The 23,247-nt window shown below is 49.1% G+C and carries 13 protein-coding genes; 7 read left to right on the forward strand and 6 right to left on the reverse strand.

Annotation, left to right across the window (positions count from 1 at the left end; translation table 11 throughout):
- Window positions 1–86: 86 nt before the first annotated feature.
- Window positions 87–1,883 (forward strand): M61 family metallopeptidase, encoded by a 1,797-nt coding sequence (locus IC229_RS23630; RefSeq protein WP_190889499.1) that lies wholly within the window; start codon window positions 87–89, stop codon window positions 1,881–1,883.
- Between the two features lie 154 nt (window positions 1,884–2,037).
- On the opposite strand, the gene IC229_RS23635 is transcribed toward IC229_RS23630, so the two are convergent.
- From IC229_RS23635 to cobA, 5 genes are all read right to left on the reverse strand, one after another.
- Window positions 2,038–3,498 (reverse strand): rubredoxin, encoded by a 1,461-nt coding sequence (locus tag IC229_RS23635; RefSeq protein ID WP_190889523.1) that lies wholly within the window; start codon window positions 3,496–3,498, stop codon window positions 2,038–2,040.
- A gap of 46 nt (window positions 3,499–3,544) precedes the next feature.
- Entirely contained in the window at window positions 3,545–7,114 is a 3,570-nt protein-coding gene (locus IC229_RS23640; RefSeq protein ID WP_190889500.1) for a nitrate reductase, read from the reverse strand.
- A gap of 106 nt (window positions 7,115–7,220) precedes the next feature.
- The gene (locus IC229_RS23645) at window positions 7,221–8,525 is read right to left on the reverse strand and encodes a NarK family nitrate/nitrite MFS transporter (protein WP_190889501.1); all 1,305 of its coding nucleotides are present in this window, start codon (window positions 8,523–8,525) and stop codon (window positions 7,221–7,223) included.
- A 61-nt stretch (window positions 8,526–8,586) separates the two neighbouring features.
- Window positions 8,587–10,110, reverse strand: coding sequence for an alginate export family protein (locus IC229_RS23650; RefSeq protein ID WP_190889502.1), 1,524 nt, complete (start codon window positions 10,108–10,110; stop codon window positions 8,587–8,589).
- A 277-nt stretch (window positions 10,111–10,387) separates the two neighbouring features.
- On the reverse strand, window positions 10,388–11,146 hold the full coding sequence (gene cobA / locus IC229_RS23655; protein WP_190889503.1) for a uroporphyrinogen-III C-methyltransferase: 759 nt from the start codon (window positions 11,144–11,146) through the stop codon (window positions 10,388–10,390).
- A gap of 279 nt (window positions 11,147–11,425) precedes the next feature.
- On the opposite strand from cobA, the gene nirB reads away from it, so the two are divergent.
- From nirB to IC229_RS23680, 5 genes are all read left to right on the forward strand, one after another.
- Window positions 11,426–13,945, forward strand: a complete 2,520-nt coding sequence (gene nirB / locus IC229_RS23660) for a nitrite reductase large subunit NirB (protein ID WP_190889504.1) — start codon at window positions 11,426–11,428, stop codon at window positions 13,943–13,945.
- 158 nt (window positions 13,946–14,103) lie between these two features.
- Window positions 14,104–14,457, forward strand: coding sequence for a nitrite reductase small subunit NirD (gene nirD, locus IC229_RS23665; RefSeq protein WP_190889505.1), 354 nt, complete (start codon window positions 14,104–14,106; stop codon window positions 14,455–14,457).
- A 16-nt stretch (window positions 14,458–14,473) separates the two neighbouring features.
- Window positions 14,474–15,958 carry an ATP-binding protein gene (locus tag IC229_RS23670; RefSeq protein WP_190889506.1) on the forward strand — a complete coding sequence of 495 codons (1,485 nt, stop codon included), beginning with the start codon at window positions 14,474–14,476 and terminating at the stop codon, window positions 15,956–15,958.
- 115 nt (window positions 15,959–16,073) lie between these two features.
- Window positions 16,074–16,748, forward strand: coding sequence for a response regulator transcription factor (locus IC229_RS23675; protein WP_190889507.1), 675 nt, complete (start codon window positions 16,074–16,076; stop codon window positions 16,746–16,748).
- Window positions 16,749–16,953: 205 nt separating this feature from the next.
- Window positions 16,954–19,968: a TonB-dependent receptor gene (locus tag IC229_RS23680; protein WP_190889508.1), complete on the forward strand. Its 3,015-nt coding sequence runs from the start codon at window positions 16,954–16,956 to the stop codon at window positions 19,966–19,968.
- 169 nt (window positions 19,969–20,137) lie between these two features.
- On the opposite strand, the gene IC229_RS23685 is transcribed toward IC229_RS23680, so the two are convergent.
- Window positions 20,138–20,599, reverse strand: a complete 462-nt coding sequence (locus IC229_RS23685) for an Lrp/AsnC family transcriptional regulator (protein ID WP_190889509.1) — start codon at window positions 20,597–20,599, stop codon at window positions 20,138–20,140.
- 332 nt (window positions 20,600–20,931) lie between these two features.
- Between IC229_RS23685 and metE the strand changes: the two genes are divergently transcribed.
- A complete protein-coding gene (gene metE / locus IC229_RS23690) occupies window positions 20,932–23,232 on the forward strand; it encodes a 5-methyltetrahydropteroyltriglutamate--homocysteine S-methyltransferase (protein ID WP_190889510.1) in 2,301 nt (766 codons plus the stop codon).
- The last annotated feature ends 15 nt before the right edge of the window (window positions 23,233–23,247 follow it).

Here is a 23,247-nt window from a genome sequence, read left to right on the forward strand (position 1 = left end):
ACCTATCATCCAATTTCACTGGCTACGTATTTAGATAGATTAGTAAGTTTGTAGATATACCCTCGTATTTAGCAGTACGTATTTTCATGAAAAAACAGACGCTTTTCTTCTTACTAATTGCCTGCTCGCTAACTTCAGCCGTGTGGGCGGTTCCCCCATCGCTTCTTACCTACGAAGTAAATTTGAACGACCGTGCCGACGATAATTTTAAAGTCACCTTACACGTAGATGGCCTGAAACCCGAAAACGCTGTGTATCAGTTTGCGGCTACGGCCCCCGGCACGTATCAGGTGATGGATATTGGTCGGTTTGTACGTTCCTTCCAGGCATTTGACAAGAAAGGCAAAGAACTAAAGACCGAACACGTATCGACCAATCAGTGGAAAATCGAGCAGCCTGAACAGGTTCGCGAGATTCGCTACCAGATTGCCGAAACATGGGATACGAAGGTTGATAAAGACGTGATTTACCGCATGTGTGGTACGTCGATAGAACAGGATCACGTCCTGATTAACGGCCAGGGGGTATTCGGATTTCCGGCAGGCATGCAGGGCGCTCCACTCGCGGTGAAGCTCACGTATCCGGATGGCTGGGAAGTGGGAACAGCGCTGGACAAAAATAAAAGCGGCTATTATCTGGCTGATAATTACGACCGTATCGTCGATTCGCCAATCCTTTTAGGTCGTCTGACCAAAGCACAAACGACGGTGGGTGGTGCGGCTGTCGAACTGTATACGTATTCAAAATCGGATCAGGTTACGTCGAAGCAGTTGCTCGACGGGATGCAGGCGATGCTCAACGCGGCTGGCCAGTTTTTGAAGCAGTTACCCGTAAAACGCTACGCATTTCTGTATCATTTCGAGGACGAATCATGGGGCGCGTGGGAGCATTCGTACAGTTCGGAATACATTTTTAAGGAAGAACCTTATTCTGCTCGATTGGCAGCTCGCGCGACAAACATTGCGGCTCACGAGTTTTTTCACGTAGTAACGCCCCTCAACATTCATAGCGAACTTATTCAGCAATTCAATTTCGTAACGCCCACACCTTCAGAACATTTATGGCTCTACGAAGGCGTAACAGAATGGGCAAACGGCGCAATGCGGCTTCGTGGTGGACTGATTGACTTACCCGAATATTGTCAGGAAATGAGTCAGAAAGTGCAGGTTGATAAGCAGTTAGACACTACGTATAGCCTGTCGAAACTCGCGCTGACTTGCTATACGCCCGAAGGTCAGCGACAGTACGTTAACATCTACAATCGGGGCGCCTTGGTTGGTGCCCTGCTTGATATTCGCTTACTGGAATTATCGGGCGGTAAACGTGGATTACGGGAAGTAATTAACGAATTCGCCACTACGTATGGGCCTAATCGTCCGTTCCCGGAGAAAGAGTTTTTTACCATTTTCGCGCAGAAAACGTATCCCGAAATCGCCGATTTTTTCAATCGCTACGTTAAAGACGCCCAGCCGTTGCCCTTGAAGGAGTATTTCGGTAAACTTGGGATTCGCTATGAGCCTGTAGTTAGCACTGGCAATAAACTTCCTTCGCTCGGCATGCGGCTGGTTGCCGTGAGTGATACGATACGGTTGAAGCAGTTGAGTGAGCCACTACGTCAGGCTGGCCTGCAGGACAATGATGAATTGGTAAGTTTCAATCAGCAGCCCGTTAGCCCCACTACGTTCGCCAGCCTTCGGAATCAAATCAACAATTTAAAGGCGGGTGATACGTATGAAGTAACGGTTCGACGAAACGGTCAGTCAGTAACCGTAAAACCGGTGATGCAGGAAATCGACGAGACCAAAAAGTACACGTTTGAGCCTGACGCTCAGGCTACCGCGCAGCAGCTTCAGCTTCGTGGGCAGTGGTTGAAGAATTTGTAGGATGGTGTGCGTGCTACATGGCAAGTTTTTGTCATGCTGACGAAGGAAGCATCTTAACGTATCCGAATAGGTGAGTGATGATACGTTAAGATGCTTCCTTCGTCAGCATGACAAAAATCTCATTTTTGATCAATTTCCTCGGTTAAAGCAACTATCATATAGGCAAAAGGGCCGCGTTACGTTCCTGCATTTCGTGCTTAGGCGCATCACAAGTTGGGCAGGTATAATCGCCGGGCAGTTGGTAGAAAGGGGTGCCAGGTGCCATACCGTTACGTTCGTCGCCGTATTTTTCATCGTAGATTGTAAAGCAATGCGGACACTGATGTACCACTGCTACGTTAGCCGAAACCGGCTCAATACGTTCCGGCTCCAGACGTATCGTTTCGCCGGTTTCGATGGCTCGTCGGGCGTTGAATTTCCGGCAAAGGCGATGCAGTTGATTCGGTACGTGCAGTTTGAACAGCCCTTTTTCGAACAGGTGATACGTTCGGCTGTTGGGATTGAAATTTTCGGTGAAATAGATATCGTAACGATTGAACAGCGCCAGTTGACCGATACGTAGCAACGGTCGCTGACGTATCAGCACGGAGCCAAAAACTTCCGACTTGGGCCGGGTCTGCACGCCGAAACAAAGGCCAAATGTGCGCGTATCGTTCTTCTCGAAATACCGGACGATGTAGTTTTTGAGTTGTGCGCCTTCCTCGGTATGGTCTTCGGTTTGCCAGCCTAGTTCGTTTGCCGCATGTCGCACATTGATATTATGTTTCCCAAGTACGTATGACCAGGCCGTTCGATCTTTCTCCTCAATTCCTTTGATAATAAGCGATTTCCAGGGTGTTGTACAGATTTCGCCGATACGTGTTTTCAGGCAAAGGCCGCAAACATCCAGTAGAAACGCTATCGAAAATTGCTCGTCCCGACGATACAATCCTAACCACGACCGCTGACCGTAGCGGTTAAAGCCTTCGTAGTACGGTAGCGAAAATTCCGGCAGATCGATTTCCTGTGTAGCAGGCTGTGTAATGAACGACTGACCCAACGTAACAGCTTTGTAGAGTGTATTTTCGTCGCGATATTGCTTTTCAAGTAAGACTTCTTCGACGGCTTTAGCGAGTCGACCAATATCATTTGTATAAATCAGTTGCGGCCAGCGAAACACTACGTTGGTTTGCTTCGGGCGAACGTAGAGATACCAGAAATGCGGCTCAGATGAAGCAATAAAATTCAGATTACCGGTAAAAAACGGCGTGAAACTCTGGCTCGAATCGGAGAGATTCACTTTCAGTCTGGGTTCATAATCAAACTGATCGAGAATAGTATGATACTCACTCTCGCGCAGCCACGCTCCCGTTCGAAATACATCTTCGCCACAATAGGAACTGATGATGTTGGGATACTGCTCGGTATTGACTTCGTGAGGTATCGACTGCTGTTTCAGCTGTTTCTCCAGCAACCGCATATCTTCATAATGTACCGTCATCAACAATTGCTGACGTGCGCCAAAACGTACCTGCCGAATGCCTGATTCATAGGCCAGCGTTAGTACGTTCTGCAAAGCTCCGGGCGCAACAATTCCGCCGGGCAGGTTGATTTTCAAGGAATAATAATCGCGCATCGTTTTTATGTAGAGACAGGGCATGCCCTGTCTCATGACCGGATGGTTATTGCTGACGCATAGGAGACAGGGCATGCCCTGTCTCTACAGTTATTTTCTCCAAAATACTCCGTACCTCCGGCCTACACGAGCCGCAGCCAGTACCAGCGCCGGTTTTCTGGCAGAGCTGTTGGAAATCAGTGCAGCCCGCTTTGATGGCGCGTTCCAGATTTCCTTGTCCGACAGTGTTGCACGAACACACCAGTTTGCCTTCGACCGGATCGACTTTTTTGCTGGCACATAGCAGTTGCAGTCGTTTTTCGGATAGCTCGATACCATTTGCGATCAGTTCGCGGAACTCGGCGAATTCGTTTTTATCGCCGATCAGAATGGCACCGACCAGCTTATCCTGATGAACGATGCACTTTTTATAGTATCGCTTCGCCTTGTCGATGAAAACAATTTCTTCGTAATCGAGGTCTGGTGTTCCCGAAGCAGTTACAGGAGCCTCAGTTAGGCCCATGCTACACAGGTGCAGCCCTTCCATTTTCAGGATACTGATGGACAAACTGCCCCGGTATGGCTGCGAAATATCACCAGCGATGTACCGGGCTGCTACGTCGGCCTGTTGCTCGGCGGCTAACGTAATGCCCCACATCTGTCCATTCCATTGAGCCACCTCGCCAGCCGCAAAAATGTTGGGGTCGGAGGTTTGCATGTAATCGTTTACCACTACGCCCCGGTTACAGACAAGCCCTGCATTGCGGGCGAGATCAATAGTTGGCACGGTCCCAATAGCTATGACGACTGCCTGACAATCAATACGTTTACCAGAATTCAACGTAATACCTTCGACGCGATTGGTGCCGAGAAACGTCTGTACTTCTTCGTTAAAATACACATCGATGCCCCGATCCAGCAATTCCAGATAAAGTAATTCGCTGGCCAGTGGATCTAGCTGGCGTTCCATGAATCGCCCTACCCGTTGAATCACCGTTACGCGAACGCCAATCTGACGTAGCGACGCGGCCAGTTCAAGACCAAGCAATCCGCCCCCCACAATCACCGTATGCGGCTCACCCGAAATGCCGGAGCGTGGACTCAGAAATGGCATTAGCGAATCGGCATCGAGCCTTGACCGCATGTTAAAAATCCCCGGTAACTTCGGAATGCCTTTGGGCATAAACGCACTACTGCCAGTACCCAACAATAGTTTGTCGTAATGGTGTTCAACGCCGTTCGTATCGACTACTACGTTAGCATTTCGGTCAATATGCGCGATGCCTACGCCCTTGTGAACGATGATGTTAGCTTCTTCGAATTGTTCTTCGCGTAGCTTAACGAGTTGCTCCCACGACTGCGCCCCACTAATATAATCGGGCAGCAGCACGCGGTTGTAGAATGGATAAATCTCTTTGGAAAAGACATGAATTTCATCGTCAACTGGGGTCGCGGACGACTTTAGCGAGCGATACGTATTGATGAAACCCAGCCCCGCCGAACCAGCCCCGATAATGATAATTTTCTCTACTGGCTTCCGGTAAAGCACTACGTCCACCGCCGAAAATTTAAAATCCGGCTCTTTAGAACGGGGATCGACAAGCGCATTCGTTACGTTGTTGGCCCGATTGAGGTTATTATTTAACCGTTTTCCCCAGTGCATGGGTAGAAAACAGAGACCGGGTCGTACATCTTCCGAAATTTGCGCTTTCACCCGCACCTCGCCCCGTCTGCTACGTACTTCCACCAGTTGCTCATCCTGAATACCCCGAATACGAGCATCGTCAGGATGAATCTGTAAAAAGGGTTGTGGAATGTGCTGGTTTAGCTTTGCCACCCGACCCGTTTTAGTCATGGTATGCCACTGATCGCGAATACGTCCGGTGGTGAGCACTAACGGGAAATCGCTGTCCGTCGGTTCCGACGTATTTTCATCGGGCAGCGCGTGAATCTGCGCCCGGCCGTTCGCTGTGTAAAATTGGTTGTCGCTGAATAGCCGTTTGGTACCCTGCCCCGCGCTCCCTGCTCCCTGCGGAAAAGGCCATTGAATAGTACGTTTTTGCTTCAGCAGCTCGTGGCTGACACCGGTAATATCAATATTAGTACCAGCGGTGATTTTGGCATATTCGTCGTAAACCTCTGCTACGCTGGTGTAGCTGAAATTGGCTTCAAAACCCATTTTTTGCGCGAATCGCCAGATGATTTCTGAGTCGGGCAGGGCTTCGCCGGGAGCATCGATTACTTTGGGCAAATACGCTATCCGACGCTCGGCGTTGGTCATCGTGCCTTCTTTCTCAAGCCAGGCGGCTGCCGGTAACACTACGTCGGCAAACTGCACCGTGTCGGCCCGGTTCGATACGTCCTGAACGACGACAAAACGGGCTTTTTTTAGCGCAGCTTCTACCGTGTTCACGTCGGGCATACTCACCATCGGATTCGTATTGATAATCCAGATAGCTTTCAACGTACCGGTGTTCAGCGCGTCGAACATTTCAGTAGCAGTGAGGCCGGGTTTGTCGGCGATACGTACCGGCGTGTTCCAGAAGGCTTCGACTTCAGCACGGTGATCGGCATTCGTTACGTCGCGGTGGGCGGGTAATACGTTTGCCAGACCACCCGTTTCGCGGCCACCCATCGCGTTAGGTTGCCCTGTGAGCGAAAAAGGGCCGTTGCCGGGTTTGCCGATACGTCCGGTAATGAGGTGTAAATTGATGAGCGACAGATTCTTGTTGACGCCAACCACCGACTGGTTCAGGCCCATTGTCCAGAGCGACAGGAAGCCTTTCGAACGGCCAATCCAATCGGCAACAGTACGTATGTCTTCTACCGAAACACCACAAATTTCAGCGGCTTCCTCCACCGAACGTAGCATGACCTGTGTATGATACGTAGTGAAACCGTCGGCATGATTGGTAATGAAGTCAAGGTCAATATCGCCGTTTTCAATCAATAGTCGACCAATAGCGTTATTCAGGACAATATCAGTGCCGGGTCGAATGGGTAAATGCAGATCCGACGAACGAGCCGTATCGGTACGTCGCGGGTCGATGCAGATGATTTTTACGTTGGGGTTGGCGGCTTTATGGGCTTCAATACGACGCCAGAGAATCGGGTGGCACCAGGCCGGGTTTGCCCCCTGCACCAGAAATAAATCGGCTTCTTCGATATCGTCGTAACAGACTGGCACTGAGTCTTCGCCCAGTGCCAGTTTGTATCCAACCACCGCCGAACTCATGCATAAGCGTGAATTGGTGTCGATATTGTTGGAGCCAATAAATCCTTTGATAAGCTTATTAACCAGATAATATTCTTCAGTCAGGCACTGGCCCGATACGTAGAACGCGACCGAATCGGGACCGAATTTCTCGATAAACGTTTTGAAAACAGCAGCCGTGCGGTCCAGCGCCGAATCCCAACTTACCCGCTGCATGGGCATCGACCGATTAAGCCGCATCTGCGGATACAGCAATCGGTCCGACTGGTCCATGACCGTATAGTGCAGATTCATGCCTTTCGAGCACAACATGCCCCGATTCGACGGGTGCTGCTTATCGCCTTCGACGGTCAATCGGCCATTCGACTCCTGTTTGACTACGATTCCACAGCCAACACCACAATAACAACAGGTCGTTTGCATAAGTGATAAGTGACGAACGATAAGTGATGAACGATAAGTGATGAGTATTGCTCGCGTCAACCTACGCGGTCCACTCATCGCTCATCGTTTATCACTCATCACTAGATTACGCTGTTTGCAATTCCGTTTCGGTCGCTTCTTCCACCACCACGGCTTTGTTAAAGTTTACGAGAAAGAGAATCAGGCCGACGACGGCGACTAAGGAACCGATGTACATGAACGCCTGACCGTAGCTAATAGACTGCGATTTGAACAGGAATCCCATCAGCATACCACCAACATTGCCGCCTGCGCCAACCACACCCGAAATGACACCCACCGCTTTCGGATTCACGAAAGGCACAATGGCATACGTACCACCATTCGACATTTTCAGGAATAGTGCAAAGGTCAACATGGACGCAATGGCCATTGGCAAGCTACCGGCCTGTGCGAACAACATGATGCCTAAACCTTCGAGCAGTAGCATACTTGCCAGCAAAATTCCTTTGCCGCGCATGCCGTATTTGTTTCCCACTTTATCGGCTACGATACCGCCCAATGCGCGGGCAAAAATGTTCATGAATCCAAACAGCATCGCCCAGAAACCCGCTTCGGTTTCGGCCATTTTAAAATTGTCGAAGAAATAAAGAGCGGCTACCCCATCGAAGGTAATTTCCATACCGAAGCAGCAAGCGTATGCCAGCGCCAGCGCCCAAACGCGAATGTCGGCGCAGGCTTTCCAGAAACTTACTTTCTCGCCAGTTGATGTGGTGCGTTTTATTTCGTCGAAATTGCCGTTTGGTGTATCGCTGGTGAACCGGTAATACACAAATGCCATGATGAGCATGAGCATACCTGGAGCAATCATCGCCAGCCGCCATGCTTCGGATTTCGTGTAACCAAATCCAACGATGGCCGCCATAATAACGGGCATCGCCAACTGCGTGATACCACCGCCCAAATTACCCCAGCCACCCGCTACTGCATTAGCCGTACCTTTAATTTTCGGTGCAAACATGACCGACGTGTGAAACTGCGTAATCACGAACGACGCACCTATGACACCAATCGCCAGCCGGAACAGCAGGAACGTAGTATAATCATGCGCCAGTCCCACCAACATTACCGGTAGTGAACCAATCGCCAGCAACGCTGTGTATGTTTTGCGCGGCCCCCACGTATCACACAGTTTTCCAATGATCAAACGGGCAAAAATCGTAGCCGAAACAGCTGCAATGATGGTATTTCCAACTTGTGGTTTAGTCAGTCCGAGGTCAGCGCGAATGGCGGGCATCAGCGGGGCCAGCCCGAACCAGCCGAAAAAGCAGACAAAGAAGGTGAACCACGTAATGTGGAACGTACGCATCTGGATGCCTTTTACCCTGAAAATATTGAGAGAATCAAGCGGTTTATTCGTTGTCAGATTCATGATTGTATGTGTTTGTCAGATGTTAGAAATGTGTTTTAGTGGAGCCATTCCGGCGTTTTTGTCACTTCTTCTCCGCCAGAAAATCCGGGCGGATATTGATCATCAGGTAGGCCCACGTACCAATTTTATCTTTCTGATTCATAGTACCTTGCTTGGTATATTCGAGCGTATTGGTGCCGTTCATGATGGCGTACCCCCCTTCCAACGTCGTGAACTTGTTGAGGGCATACGTAGCGATCAGGTCGTATTCGACGCCCAGTTTCGAGGATATGGGCGTAGCGGGAGCTGCATCGGGCATTTTGTTGAACGTAGTGGCCGCCAACGCGAAATAATGCACATCGAACGTAGTAGTCAGCCGCTTTCCAGCGTATTTGAACTTCAAAAAGGCATCCTGCAAACCACCCGACGGTGAACCCGTTCCGACGTAGAAGTAATCCATGTAGCCCCAATGCCGGTGTGGCGTCCCATAAAGTGGATCGAAGCGGCTGGTTTCGCCGGATTTGATACGTGCATCGTCGTTACCCGACAATACTTCGTAGCCAGGCCCCACGCTGAACACGCCACGCTGGAACATTACGTTACCGCCATAGTGATACGCATTTTTGAGTTGAAGGCCATCCCGGTCACGGCCGCTTTGTCCGTAGGCGAACACCTGCCATAAAACGGGCGTCGTTTTACCCGCTTGCCCCGTCAGCATGGCCCCATACGTAACGCGGGAGTTCGTGCCCGACTGGTCGTAACGGCGCCCATATACGTAACCCATTGCCGACGTACCAATGGAGTCAATCCGGTATTTCTGGAAATCGTCTTTAAAAACTAGTGCCGAGAATTTGGTGCTTTTAAACTTGCGCGTCAGGTACGCCATCTGAAACGACTTGAACTGCTGATTCTGGCCGTTGGTACTCACCGCATTGGCAACTATAGGCGCACCGCCTTTGCCGCTGGTCGGGATAAATCCGGCAGGAACTGACAACGTAACGTTTTGCGTCGAAAGAGCCGAAGTCGGTACGTTGGTGGGCGTGTAATACGTTCCGGCCACGCCAAAAGCATCGGTATTCTGGTTGAAACCCAGACCCAAATCCAATACCCAGCCTTTGTGCTGTGCTTTTAGCAAAGCCGCATCGAACCGACGTCCCTGCTGGAGCCAGTCAAGGTTGCCGAGCAGTCGGACATCGTCGTAAACCAGTTCCTGCCGACCAATTTTAAGCGACAGGTAATCAATGGCTTTGGTAGCAATGGTCGAATCGGCCCGGTTGAGAAGCGTGAGATCGGCCCAGGCTTCGTGAACCATCAGGCGGTTGCCATCGCTGTTCGAGATGGAAGAGGCATCCTGACCCCACACCCGTACGTCCTGAACCGCTACGCTGAACGTAACACGGTCCCATTTGTAGCCAAACGTAAGCCGCGCCCGTTGCGACGTAAAGGCCGCCATCGGACTATCTTTTACGGGCAGATTACCGACGCCGTTACGTAGTTCCGTGCGGGTACGTAACTGACCGATCAAGGAAAACTGAGCATTAGCTGGCCGGCAAAAATCTAGTGTCAGCCCGGTTATGAGTGCTATAGAGAGAAGAGAAAATTTCATCGAAAATGACGGTTGACTGAAGAAAATCGGTGAGGAAATCGCACAGTACACCCAACCCACGTTAGCGTGTTTCTAATCAGCGAGTTAGTACGTAGAAAAGCAGAGACCGGGTAATGAGAAGAGCGTCGCTTGTCAAAGCGTTATACCCGACTGGCCAGAGAAGCAGATTTGCTTTACGCTGTTTTTTTCATTTTCTTTGAAACGTTTGTGTTTTTCGCATAGACAAACCCTGTTAGCCGGTCCAAAGGTGCCCCCACACCGGACCGGCTTTTTTGTTTTAATAGGTCACTCCAGCGGTTCGCAGGCATTCCGCCAGATACGACGGATGCAACGTAACGACCTCGCCAATAATGAGCACGGCGGGTGCCCCCACACCCTGCTGCGCCACTACCTTTGGCATATTCCAGACCTGACCAACCACGCACTGTTCATCAGGGCGCGTTCCGTTCTGTACCACCGCCATCGGCATATGAGCCCGGCCGGCCTGGCAGTACATCGCACAAATTTCTTCCAGTTTACTCATGCCCATCAGCACCACAACGGTCGCCTTCGAATGAACGGCAAGTTGAAGATCATCAGACAGTTCGCCGGTTCGGGTAGTTCCCGTAATGACCCAGAAACTCTCACTGACACCCCGGCACGTAACGGGAATGCCCTGCGAAGCTGGTACCGCAATACTGCTCGATACACCCGGCACTACGTCGCACGGAATACCATGCTCACGCGCATAGGCGAGTTCTTCAAAGCCGCGCCCAAATACGTAGGAGTCACCCCCTTTCAGGCGTACTACGTGCCCGTGTTCCTGCGCCAGCCGGACAATCAGGTCATTGATTTCAGCCTGCGAAAACGACGCTTTTCCAGCCCGTTTTCCTACATACATCGTCAACGCCTGTTCGGGCGCAAACTCCAGTAAACTGTTGTTGGCGAGGTCGTCGTATAATACTACGTCGGCTTGCCGAAGCGCCCTGATTCCTTTCAAGGTAATCAATTCGCCGTCGCCGGGACCCGCCCCCACGAGTGTTAGCTTTGGCTGCATTGGACTCTCTGGTTTAATAGGTTAATAGTGGTATTGTACTATTATAGTAAAAACTAACTATATTCTGTTTTCGCTTCAAAAGTAGAGTGAAAATTCTTAAAAACAAGCATTTCATAAAAAATTATCTTCCAAATTAAAGTTATTGGCAAATGTAATGTTAGGAATTATAAAAAATACCGTTTAGTTTTGACCTGTCTTTTTGGGGAGGAAAAAGGCAATATTATTAGAATAGTACAATAATAAAACAGGGTTTTCACAATGTTATAGTTACTAATAACTATGAACACAAACACCAGCAAGCATGTCGTTGTGATTGGCAATGGCATGGTGGGCTACAAATTCTGCGAGAAACTCGTAGCCAAACAAAAAGACAGGCAACTTTTTACGCTGACGGTTTTTGGGGAAGAACCGCGCGTTGCCTACGACCGTGTTCACCTGAGCGCTTATTTCGCCGGGAAAACCGCCGAGGATTTGACCCTTGCCCCCACTGAATGGTATGCCGAACATGGCATCACACTCCACCTCACCGATCCCGTTGTCGACATCGATCGCGACCGTAAAGAAGTACGGTCGCACCACGGTCTGGTAGTGCCTTACGACTACCTGGTTATGGCGACCGGTTCGGGTGCGTTTGTGCCCCCGTTGGCTGGTGTCGAAAAAGATGGGGTTTTCGTGTATCGAACCATCGAAGATCTCGAACTCATTCAATCGTACGCACGTCGCGCGCGGAAGGGAGCTGTTTTGGGTGGTGGGTTACTGGGTTTGGAGGCCGCCAAAGCCCTGCTCGATTTAGGATTGGAAGAAGCTCACGTAGTAGAATTTGCTCCGCGATTGATGCCCCGGCAGATTGACGACGCGGGTTCGGGGATTTTGCAGCGCCAACTCGAATCGCTGGGATTAAACATTCATCTGTCTAAAAGCACACAGGAGATTACGGGCTACGATTGCATCACGGGGATGAAGTTTGCCGATGGTACGCATCTGGAAGTCGATATGCTGGTGATTTCGGCCGGCATTCGTCCACGCGATGAGCTGGCCAAATCAGCCGGAATTGACACGCATCCACGCGGAGGCATTCTTGTCGATAATTCGCTCAAAACATCAGATTCCAGCATTTTTGCCATTGGCGAGTGCGCCGTGGCTCACCACATGATTTATGGTTTGGTAGCACCCGGATACGAAATGGCCGACGTAGTGGCGTCGCAACTGATGGGCGAGACGAAAGAATTCAAGCCCTTCGACATGTCGACCAAACTCAAGCTGATCGGCACCGACGTTGGCTCTTTCGGTGATCCATTTGCAGCTGAGCCGTCTTGCCGAACCATTGTTTACGAAAACAAAGCGAAGGGCGTTTACAAGCGTATCAACGTATCAGCCGATGGGAAAGAATTGCTAGGCGGTATTCTGGTGGGCGATGCCGAGCAGTACAATATGCTGCTGCAAACCTGTAAGAACAAAACCATCCTTCCACCTGACCCTGAAGATATTATCCTCGGTTCGCGAGGTGGCGAAGAAGCTGGAGCCGGCATAATGGGACTGCCCGACGACGCCATCATCTGCTCCTGCGAAGCCATCACGAAAGCGATGCTCTGCCACGAAATCGGCGAAAATGGTAATAATTCAGTCGATGCGCTAAAAAAAGCGACCAAAGCCTGTACGGGTTGCGGAGGATGCACGCCAATGGTAAAAGATCTAATTCAGGGCGTGATGAAGGAGAAAGGCGTTTACGTACGCAACATTCTCTGCGAGCACTTCAACTACACCCGTCAGGAATTGCTGGATTTAGTGAAGATGAACGGCTTGAAAACGTACACTGAAACACTGAATCAGTTTGGTCATGGCGATGGTTGCGAGATTTGTAAACCCGCCGTAGCGTCTATTCTGGCAAGTTTGTGGAACGAGAATATTCTCAAAAAGGATAGAGCGACCATTCAGGATTCGAACGACCGGTTTCTGGCTAATATCCAGAAAGGTGGTACATATTCGGTGGTACCGCGCGTGGCCGGTGGCGAAATCACACCCGAAAAATTGATCGTACTGGGGCAGGTCGCCCAGAAATACGGCCTGTATACCAAAATAACAGGCGGGCAACGTATTGACCTGTTTGGTGCGCACGTCGGCGATTTGCCCAAAATCTGGGAAGAATTGATTGCGGCTGGTTTTGAAAGTGGGCATGCGTACGGCAAATCGCTACGTACCGTGAAAAGCTGCGTGGGTAGTACATGGTGCCGATTTGGTGTGCAGGATTCCGTTACATTCGCCGTTGAGTTGGAAAACCGATACAAAGGATTGCGGTCGCCCCACAAGCTGAAATCGGGCGTATCGGGTTGTACACGCGAGTGTGCTGAAGCACAAAGCAAAGATTTCGGCATCATTGCGACCGAAAAAGGATGGAATCTCTACGTCTGCGGCAACGGTGGCGTTAAACCCCAACACGCTCAGCTGCTGGCGTCGGATGTCGATAAGGAAACCTGCGTCCGGTTGCTCGACCGGTTTCTAATGTTCTACGTGAAAACGGCTGACCCACTCACTCGTACTGCTACGTGGCTGAACAAACTGGAAGGCGGTATGACGTATTTGAAAGCCGTAGTAGTCGACGACGTACTGGGCATTTGCGCTGACCTGGAACGCGAGATGCAACTCATTGTCGATACGTATGCCTGCGAGTGGAAAGAAGTTGTCGAAAGCCCCGAACTCCGCCGACGCTTCAGCCATTTTGTGAACGCTCCCGAAGTCAAAGACCCTACCGTCCAATTCGAGTCCATGCGCGATCAAGTGCGCGCGAAGGAGTGGGCGTAGTAGTCGATAGTCGTCAGTCAATAGTCATTTTTGTCATGCTGAGGAACGAAGCATCTTAAAGGTTAAGGACTCTCAAGTTGGGATGCTTCAAGATGCTTCGTTCCTCAGCATGACAAAAATGGTTACTTATTATCAACCTGATAGTTAATTTACTAACAATGGAAGCTATTGCCATAAATACTGATAAATTAACCTGGCACGCAGCTTGCCGGGTCGAAGATATTCCTCAGGATGGCGGTGCCTGCGCGCTGATCGACGGGAGGCAAATCGCGATCTTTAACTTTGCTCGTCGGGGTGAATGGTACGCTACTGACAACGAATGCCCACACCGACAGCAAATGGCCATCGGACGGGGGATGATTGGGAGTCAGGGCGAAGAGCCAAAGGTGGCCTGCCCCTTTCACAAACGAACGTTTTCGCTCAAAACCGGCCATTGCCTGAACGACGATGGCTATCGAATCAATACGTTCCCTGTAAAGGTTGAACAGGGCGTTGTATTCGTTGGTGTGTGAATAATCCAGAACGTTTATGAGTCAGCTCGATCAGCAGGTAGCCAGCCGATTGACGCGGTTTTACATGATAGCGCTTGCCGTCATTGCCGTGCTGTCGTTGAGCGGGCTGCTGTTTATCAAACGTACCATCAGCAATCACTACGACGATAGCCGGGTTGTGAACGTAGCGGGTCGTCAACGGATGCTCAGCCAGCGATTGACGAAACTCGCGCTGATGCGCAGCACCGGCCTGTCGACAGTCGATACGGCGTCGTTCGACTCGCTGCTACGTAGCTGGGGGCAAACTCACATTCAGCTACGTAACGGTACGTTGGTGATGGAAAAAGCCTATACTGTGCGAAAAAGCGCACGGCTGGACAACATGTTCGTCAGGATAGAGCCTTATTTTCAGTCGATGTATCAGGCGTTTGAACGTATCGATAAGTTGGGGCAAACAGCCGCTGAGCGGCAGGAAGCGCTACGTAGCATTCTCCGCAACGAACTTCCGTTTGTTCAGCAAATGGACGACATTGTATTTCAGTTCGATACCGAAAGCTTTGAACGGGTACGAACGCTGGAACGTATCGAATGGCTACTGACGGGTGCTACGTTGCTGGTGCTGCTCATCGAAGGCTTGTTCGTTTTTCGACCGGTTGTGAGTCATACTAAACATGTGATTCATAAACTGACCAAATCCGAAAAAGCATTACAAACGAGCAACAACCAGTTGGCAATTGCCAATCACGAACTGGAAGCTACAAATCAGAGTCTTGCTACGTCGAATCGAAAACTTGTTGATACACAAGCCGAACTGCTACGTACCATTGAAGAAAAATACGAATTACAACGGGCAGAAGACACGGTACGTTCGGCGGCTCTGCTCGAAGGGCAGGAAGAAGAACGACGACGGTTTGCCCGCGAACTTCACGATGGTATCGGTCAGATGCTGACGGGTCTGAAATTACACGCCGAAAAGCTGAAGTCCGTTCCGTTACCAGACGAAAAACAACGCGCCCGCTTCGCTGAACTCTGCGATTTGATTTACGAAACCATTCAGACAACCCGGCAGATTTCGTATAACCTTATGCCATCCACCCTCAGCGATTTTGGGTTAGATGCTACGTTGCAGTTGCTGGCCGAACAAACCGCCCGTTCGTCGGGCATCGATATTGTTTTTGAAGGTAGTCCACTGATCCAGCGTTACGTTCCAGCTATGGAAATTGGCTTGTATCGTATTGCCCAGGAAGCCCTAAACAACGCCATAAAGTACGCTGGGGCGCAAATGATACGTATTACGTTGCAGCAGAAAGCACAATGCCTGATTTTGTCGGTGACTGATAATGGGAAAGGGTTTTCGGTAAAAAACGCTTCTGATACGAATCGACCATTGTCAGTGGTCAATGGTTTAGATAACATGAGGACGCGCGCCCGATTGCTCAATGCCGAATTTACCATTACGTCTAAGCCCAAAAAAGGCACAACCGTTCAGGTTATTGTCAACTTTTCTGCTAGTTTACAATGAGAATTTTTGTCATTCTGAGGAACGAAGAATCTTAACGTATCCTAACACCCAAATGAGGATACGTTAAGATTCTTCGTTCCTCAGAATGACAAAAAAGTTAAAAAGAAGCAAATCTATGTCGATACGTATTCTTGTTGCCGATGACCATTCTGTGGTGAGGAAAGGCATTCGAACCCTGCTCGAAGACGAAGCCGACATACAAATCATTGGCGAAGCGGCCGATGGCGATGAAGCGATTGAAATGCTATCGCACACCGAACCAGACGTATTACTGCTCGATATTACCATGCCGCGTATGTCGGGCATCGAAGCGTTGAAAGTTGTGTCGCAGCAATACCCACGTGTTCGGACGCTGATGTTCAGCATGCACAACAATCCCGACTATATCCTGAAAGCGGTACAGCACGGTGCGGCTGGTTATATCCTCAAAGACACGAATCAGGAAGAAATATTGCTGGCGGTACGTACCATCGTCAACGGCGATTTGTATTATCCGCCGAATGCGTCGTCGGTTATTATCCGTAATCTGATGCAGGTAAGCAATACAATATCCAAATCAACTTCCCCAACACTACCTAAAAGCCCATCCGTCTGGAAAAAGATAACCTCCCGGGAAGCGCAGATTCTGGCCTGCCTGATCGACGGTCTGAGTAGTATCGAAATCGCCGAACGTTTCGGTATCAGCCCGAATACAGTGGCGAATCAACGAGCCAGTATTATCCGCAAAGCTGGTGTTAAAAATACGATTGATCTTATACGGATTGCCCTGGAGGACCGAAATCAGGCATGAAAAGGTTATAAATCGGTAAGGATATAGAGTTGTAAAGTTCACTACATATGTGACTAGCTTTACAACTTTATAGCCTTACCACTTTGTAACTTCTGAAAAATTAATTTATCATTTGCAAGAAATTTTTGTACGAAACGCAGACTTACTGTATGTTTATCTCCAAAGTCAACAATAGGCATTCCTGTTCACTAACTTATAATCGCATATGCGCAAAATAGTTACTAAATCTTTACTTTTGGGGGTCTTTTTCTGCCTGCTTGGCTTATCTGCCTTCGCACAGACACGTATCGCCGGAAAAGTAGTCGACGAGAAAAAAAATGAACTGGCTGGTATTAGCATCTCCGTGAAGGGAAAAGTAATTGGAACCATCACCGATCAGAAGGGGAATTTTTCGCTAACTACGAACACGGCAACGCCATTTACCATTGCCATAACGGGTGTCGGTTTTCAAACGCAGGAAGTTGCGATCAACGGCAACCAAACCGACCTGAATATTAGCCTGAAAGAGCAGGTAATCCAGGGTCAGGAAGTTGTGGTATCGGCGTCGCGGGTGGAAGAAAGCGTATTGAAATCGCCGGTGTCGGTTGAGCGGTTAGATATTCGCTCATTTCAGAATACACCCTCGGCTTCGTTTTACGATGCGCTCCAGAATATCAAAGGCGTCGACATGAACACGCAGAGCCAGACGTTCAAATCGGTTAACATACGGGGGTTTGGCTCGAATGGGAATACGCGGGTTGTCCAGATGCTCGACGGAATGGATAACCAGGCACCTGGCTTAAACTTTTCGGTGGGAAATATTGCCGGTGTTTCCGAACTGGACCTCGAAAGCGTGGAATTGCTACCGGGCGCTGCGTCGGCTCTGTATGGCCCCAACGCCATCAATGGCTTATTGTTGATGACCTCGAAGAGTCCTTTTCTGTATCAGGGTTTGAGCGCTTACGTGAAAACGGGCGTCATGAACGCCAGCAATCGCTCTACAGCCTCGACGCCTTTTTACGATGCTGCTTTCCGATACGCCAAAGCCTTCAACAACAAGTTCGCGTTCAAGGTTGGGGTTTCGTACATAGCTTCGAAAGACTGGCAGGCTACGGATTACCGCGATCAGAGTTTTTCGAACGGTTTTACGTTGGATAATGGTACCCGCGACAATAATCAGGGTTATGATGGTGTCAATATCTACGGCGATGCCAGTGCCAATATTTATTCGTCGCTTTTAGGAAATGGAACGCCCGGAACCGGTGCTAACGGTACGTCGGCTTTGTTGGGAGCGATTGCCACAACGCAGATTGCGCAGGCGGGCAACCGGACATTGCCACAACTTACGGGTCTGACTCCGCTGCAAATCTTTAATAACCTTATTCCTAACCTGAATATTTCCCGGACGGGCTATCTGGAGCGGGATCTGGTGAATTACGATGCACAGAACCTGAAACTAAATGGTGCGCTGCATTATCGGCTCAATGAGAACGTAGAAGCCATTCTTCAGGCCAACTGGGGAACGGGAACAACCGTGTATACAGGTGCCGACCGGTACTATATCAAAGGATTTGTATTAGGTCAATACAAACTCGAATTACGGGGCTCTAATTTCTTCGTTCGGGCCTACACAACGCAGGAACGCTCGGGCGACGCCTATGCTACATCGATTTTAGGGCAGGGCATTAACGAAGCCTGGAGCGGAAGCGCAGCAAAATGGTTCCCAACTTTCTTTGGGGCATACGGTCAAAACGCATTAACAAGCTATGCTGGCGCGTATCTGACCGCTTTGGGAGCTGGTCAGGCACCGGCTGCTGCATTAGCGGCTGCCAACAGCTATATTGCTGGTCAACAAACCGCCTTATTGAATCAGGCCAGGGGCGCGGCTGATCAGGGACGCTATTTGCCCGGAACTCCCGAGTTTGACCGTGCTCTGAATGACGTAACAGGTCGTCCGATTCCGGGAAATGCAAGTGGCGTAGGTGCCCGGTTCCTGGACAAAACGAACCTCTACCACGGCGAGTTTATGTATAATTTCAGCAAAATACTGAGCCCAAAAATCGCTGAATTGATCGTTGGTGGAAACTTCCGTCGGTATGCACTAAATTCAGAAGGTACGTTGTTTGCCCGCGACGAGGGAGGCAAAGAATTTACGATTGATGAATATGGTGCCTATGCACAGGCGTCTAAAACCATAGCCGACGTATTGAAATTGACGGGTTCGTTACGTTACGACAAGAACCAGAATTTTAAAGCACAGGTTAGCCCTCGCTTATCGGCCGTATTAACTGTATCTAAAGTACATAACTTCCGGGCGTCGTTCCAGCGCGGTTTCCGAATTCCGACCAATCAGGATCAATACATCGATCTGAATACCCCAACAGCCCGTTTAATCGGTGGACTTCCGTTCTTTAAGCAGCGGTATAACTTTACCAACAATCCAACGTTTACCCTTCAATCAGTACAGGCGTTCGGTGCTACGTTGCAACAGGGCGGTCAGGCTGCGTTACCGCAGGCCATTGCGTTGCTAAGGCCGACGACAGACCCCGGTTATGATCCAGAGCGCGTAGAGACGTATGAAATAGGCTATAAAGGTCTGTTAGGCAACAAGTTATTTATCGATGCCTATTATTACTATAATCGGTTCCTGAATTTCTTAGGCAGTCAGGTAGTTGTGCAGGGCGCTCAGCCGGTTTCGCTCGCTAACCCAGCAACAGTGCTTCAACTCATAAGCAGCAATACACGTAACGTATATTCTTACCCTGTCAATTCGCCAACGCAGGTGAAAAATGCAGGCTGGGCGATTGGTTTAGATTACTTGCTACCCGCTAATTATACCATCGGTGGCAACGTATCGTCGAATTATCTGGTCGATGAAGCAGCACTTCCAGTTGGTTTTGTTACGTTCTTCAATACGCCTAAATACCGCTATAATCTCTCATTTGGTAATCGCAATGTGGGCGGATCTGGATTTGGGTTCAATATCGTTTACCGGGCGCAGGATGCTTTCTTGTGGGAGGGTAGCTTTGGTAATACCGAAGCTACGGGGCGCAAACAAACCATCGTACCCGCCTACAGTACGTTGGACGCTCAGGTCAGCAAGAAACTTTCAGGCATTAAATCAATCCTGAAAATTGGTGGCACTAACCTGACAGGCACACTATACCGTCAGGCGTGGGGTAACCCTCTTGTTGGCTCCATGTACTACATCAGCCTGAGTTTCGATCAGTTGATGAATTAATCTGTTAATAAAAGCGGAGTCTAAATATAAGAAATCGGGTGAACTGGATTGACCAACATATCAATCCAGTTCACCCGATTTCTTATGCATACCAAACTACTGTGTCGAACTTGTTTTTACACTTACCGGGTGAAGATGGATCGATACGTTGAGCCGTGGGATAATTGGTCTAAAAGTTAACGTTATAGGTATTTTTAGTTTCGCTCATAACAAAGGTGCTGTGTGTACTGCCAATACTGGTCACTGAACCAAGTTTATTAAAGACAAAATCCTGATAGTGTTTCATATCTTTCGCATACACTTTCAGGAGAAAGTCGAAATCCCCGGAAATATTATAGCATTCAACTACCTCGTCCAGCCGAAGAATGTCGGTTACAAACTCGTGACCGATACGCTTATCGTGCTGCTTGAGCTTAATATTACAAAAAACAATTAGCCCATAATTGAGCTTTTCGGCATCGAGCAGAGCGATGTATTTTTTAATATAACCATTCGACTCCAATCGTTTCACCCGTTCAAAAACTGGCGTATGCGATAGGTGTACCCGATCTGCTAACTCTTTAATGGTCAGTTTAGAATTGTCTCCCAGCAATTTGAGAAGCTGCCCGTCTATCTCATCGAGTTTTTCCATAGAATAATTTCCTGTTATTTATAAAATAGCTTCCGCTAATAGAATTATTACCTACCAACACAACAATACTAGATTTTTAATCCGAATTAATACTATAAAAATAGATAATAAATCTTAATATATAGTTTTGTGCAGAATTTTAATCCCTAAATAAATTCGATTCATCTCTTTTTCTGAATCAACTGGAATAGCTTTTCGGTGAAAACCGGAATGGAAAGCGAATCGGTGATCAGACCGATTCGGTGTAAATCCCGATTGTCGCGCAACTGTACGTAATGTACCCAGTTTCGTCCGGCACGTTTAAACGGTTTTTTATCAACTAATCAACGATAATGCGAACGCAGAACCTGGGCTACCCACGGATTGGTGGTCAACGACAACTAAAAAAAGCCAACGAACAGTATTGGGCAGGCAAGATCAACCTGACGGAATTGAACCAGGTTGCTCAGAAAATTAAAGAGGAAAACTGGCGAACTCAACTTGACGCTGGTATTGATCTGATCCCCTGCAATGATTTCAGTTTTTACGATCAGACGTTGGACACGAGCCTACTTCTGGGCGTAATTCCACAACGGTACGCCCCCGTGCTGTCTCAGGTAAAGAGCAACCAGGAAATGGATCTCTATTTCGCGATGGCCCGTGGCTACCAGAAAGATGGTCTTGATATTACGGCCATGGAAATGACCAAGTGGCTGGATACCAATTACCATTACATCGTACCAGAATTCACTGCTCATCAGGAGTTTCGCATTTATACTGAAACCGTGTTCACTGAATACATGAGCGCGAAGCAGCTACTCGGCCAGAAAGCCAAGCCGGTACTGGTTGGGCCGATCAGTTATTTGCTGCTTGGCAAAGAAAAAGAAGAGGGTTTCGAACGTATCGATCTGATTAATAAGCTAATTCCGGTCTATGTCGAGATTATTAACCGTCTGGGTCAGTTAGGTGCTGAGTGGGTCCAACTCGACGAGCCATATCTAGCCCTTGATCTGTCAAAGAAAGAGAAAGAAGCCTTTACGTTAGCGTATCGCAACATTGCCGACCAGGTAAATGGCGTTAATCTATTGGTTGCTACGTACTTCGAAGCGTTACTGGATAATACGGCGTTAGCAGTAAGTCTTCCAATCCAGGCATTGCACATTGATCTGGTACGTGCGCCCGAGCAATTAGATGAAGTCCTGGCGCTGGTTCCCGACCAGCTTCAGCTTTCGCTGGGTATCATTGACGGACGTAACGTTTGGAAGAACGATTACGAGCACTCCTTGAACCTGATCAATACGGCTATTGAAAAACTCGGGACGGACCGCGTGATTGTTGCGCCATCCTGCTCGCTGCTGCATAGCCCGATCGATCTGGATGGGGAAACCGCACTTGATCCGGAGATCAAAAACTGGATGGCTTTTGCTAAACAGAAACTGAATGAAATCAGTGAACTTAAGCAGATTGTTGAGGGCAACAATACGTTGCTGGAAATCAATAAAAAAGCGCTCGAAAGCAGACGTTCGTCCCAGAAAGTGCATAAGCAAGTTGTAAAAAACCGGGTGGCAGCCATCACCGACGCAACACGTATCAGCGCTTTTCCGATTCGTCAGCAAATTCAGCGTGCGCGTTTCAACCTGCCTTTCTTCCCAACCACAACGATTGGCTCATTCCCGCAAACGGAAGATATCCGTCAGTTGCGGGCCAAATTCAAAAAAGGTGAACTAACCACTGATCAGTACGAACAGTCGATTGAGCAGGCGACCATCGATGCGATTCGCTGGCAGGAATCAATCGGAATCGACGTATTGGTACACGGTGAATTTGAGCGGAATGACATGGTGGAATATTTCGGAGAACAGCTCGAAGGATTTCTGTTTACTAATAATGGTTGGGTGCAGAGTTATGGCAGCCGATGCGTAAAACCACCAGTGATTTTTGGGGATGTTAGTCGTCCGAACGATATGACCGTGCGCTGGACTAAATTTGCGGCTGCCCAAACCGATAAACCGATGAAAGGCATGCTGACCGGTCCGGTAACCATTCTGCAATGGTCATTTGTACGTGACGACCAGCCCCGTGAGGTGACTACGAACCAGATCGCGCTGGCCATTCATGATGAAGTGCTGGCACTGGAAGCCGCTGGGATTGGCATCATCCAGATCGATGAAGCGGCTATCCGGGAGGGGTTACCCCTACGGAAAGCCAAGCACCCGCACTATCTGGACTGGGCCGTGAAAGCCTTTCGGGTAACGACAAGTGGCGTTGCGGACAAAACGCAGATTCATACCCACATGTGCTATAGTGAGTTTAATGATATCATCGAACACATTGCTGCTATGGATGCGGATGTAATCACGATTGAGACATCCCGTTCACAGATGGAATTGCTACACGCATTCGCTCATTTTGAGTACCCAAACGAAATTGGTCCCGGTGTTTACGACATCCACTCACCACGGGTTCCCAGTACGGACGAAATGACGTCGTTACTGGTTAAAGCATCAGACCTGCTGCCTGCACAAAACTTATGGGTGAACCCGGACTGCGGTTTGAAGACCCGTAAATGGCCAGAAACCAAAGCAGCCTTAGAGAATATGGTGGCTGCCGCCAAACAAGCCCGGGAACAAATCAGCACAGTAAGCATACGTTAATAACAAGAATGGCGG

This window comes from Spirosoma profusum, from assembly GCF_014699005.1.
Lineage (GTDB): Bacteria > Bacteroidota > Bacteroidia > Cytophagales > Spirosomataceae > Spirosoma > Spirosoma profusum.

Excerpts from the sequence above, each read along its gene's own strand:
- IC229_RS23630 (WP_190889499.1), top strand. The coding sequence starts at position 87 with ATGAAAAAACAGACGCTTTTCTTCTTACTAATTGCCTGCTCGCTAACT.
- IC229_RS23635 (WP_190889523.1), bottom strand. The coding sequence starts at position 3,498 with ATGCGCGATTATTATTCCTTGAAAATCAACCTGCCCGGCGGAATTGTT.
- IC229_RS23640 (WP_190889500.1), bottom strand. The coding sequence starts at position 7,114 with ATGCAAACGACCTGTTGTTATTGTGGTGTTGGCTGTGGAATCGTAGTC.
- IC229_RS23645 (WP_190889501.1), bottom strand. The coding sequence starts at position 8,525 with ATGAATCTGACAACGAATAAACCGCTTGATTCTCTCAATATTTTCAGG.
- IC229_RS23650 (WP_190889502.1), bottom strand. The coding sequence starts at position 10,110 with ATGAAATTTTCTCTTCTCTCTATAGCACTCATAACCGGGCTGACACTA.
- cobA (WP_190889503.1), bottom strand. The coding sequence starts at position 11,146 with ATGCAGCCAAAGCTAACACTCGTGGGGGCGGGTCCCGGCGACGGCGAA.
- nirB (WP_190889504.1), top strand. The coding sequence starts at position 11,426 with ATGAACACAAACACCAGCAAGCATGTCGTTGTGATTGGCAATGGCATG.
- nirD (WP_190889505.1), top strand. The coding sequence starts at position 14,104 with ATGGAAGCTATTGCCATAAATACTGATAAATTAACCTGGCACGCAGCT.
- IC229_RS23670 (WP_190889506.1), top strand. The coding sequence starts at position 14,474 with ATGAGTCAGCTCGATCAGCAGGTAGCCAGCCGATTGACGCGGTTTTAC.
- IC229_RS23675 (WP_190889507.1), top strand. The coding sequence starts at position 16,074 with ATGTCGATACGTATTCTTGTTGCCGATGACCATTCTGTGGTGAGGAAA.
- IC229_RS23680 (WP_190889508.1), top strand. The coding sequence starts at position 16,954 with ATGCGCAAAATAGTTACTAAATCTTTACTTTTGGGGGTCTTTTTCTGC.
- IC229_RS23685 (WP_190889509.1), bottom strand. The coding sequence starts at position 20,599 with ATGGAAAAACTCGATGAGATAGACGGGCAGCTTCTCAAATTGCTGGGA.
- metE (WP_190889510.1), top strand. The coding sequence starts at position 20,932 with ATGCGAACGCAGAACCTGGGCTACCCACGGATTGGTGGTCAACGACAA.